The organism is Staphylococcus sp. EG-SA-2, assembly GCF_017152085.1.
In genome coordinates, this window is sequence record NZ_JACYHC010001179.1 from 1 (window position 1) to 656 (window position 656).

Consider the following 656-nt stretch of genomic DNA (forward strand, 5'->3'; position numbering starts at 1 on the left):
TTACTGATGAACATACCTGCATATGTGTTTCTAGCTTGTTTGTTACATATTGCATTTAGACTTGGATAAAAATTTATGTCTTAGGCGCTACAATGTTATATTGGCAGTGTTTGACTGAATGAGAATGTGCTTGTAACAAGCTTTTCATTTTTATCCCACTCCTTATTTTTCGTAATGTGTTAATACTTCATATCCTTCATTAGTGACAAGTATGTCATCTTCAATTCTTACACCTGCAACACCTGGTACATAAATACCTGGTTCGATTGTAATAACCATGCCAGCTTCTAACAAATTAGAATTAGTACTTGAAACATCTTGATATTCATGTTCTTGTAATCCTAAACCATGACCTAAGCGATGAGGGAAATATTCACCATAACCTTTTTCTGAAATAATATTTCTAGCGATATGATCGATATCTTTTAAAGGTATTCCAGGTTTAATTGCTTGGATTGCAGATGTTTCTGCTTCTAATACAATATTATAAATTTCTTGTGCTTCTTTGCTAGGTTCACCAAATTTAATGGTACGTGTCATATCGCTACAATAATGCTCATAAATTACACCTAAATCAAATAGTACATATTCATTGCTTTTTAATCTGCGATCTCCTGGTGTGCCATGAGGTGATGCGGCATGATCTCCAAATAAAA

Annotated in this window: 2 protein-coding genes; one reads left to right on the plus strand and one right to left on the minus strand. The window is 33.4% G+C overall.

Features of this window, described 5'->3' with window-relative positions:
- Nucleotides 1–69, plus strand: a 69-nt coding sequence (locus tag IDG60_RS19340; RefSeq protein ID WP_206161083.1) for a hypothetical protein, incomplete at its 5' end; no start/stop codon positions are given.
- Between the two features lie 93 nt (nucleotides 70–162).
- Here the strand turns inward: IDG60_RS19340 and IDG60_RS19345 are convergent.
- On the minus strand, nucleotides 163–656 hold a 494-nt coding region (locus IDG60_RS19345), incomplete at its 5' end, for a M24 family metallopeptidase (protein ID WP_206161082.1).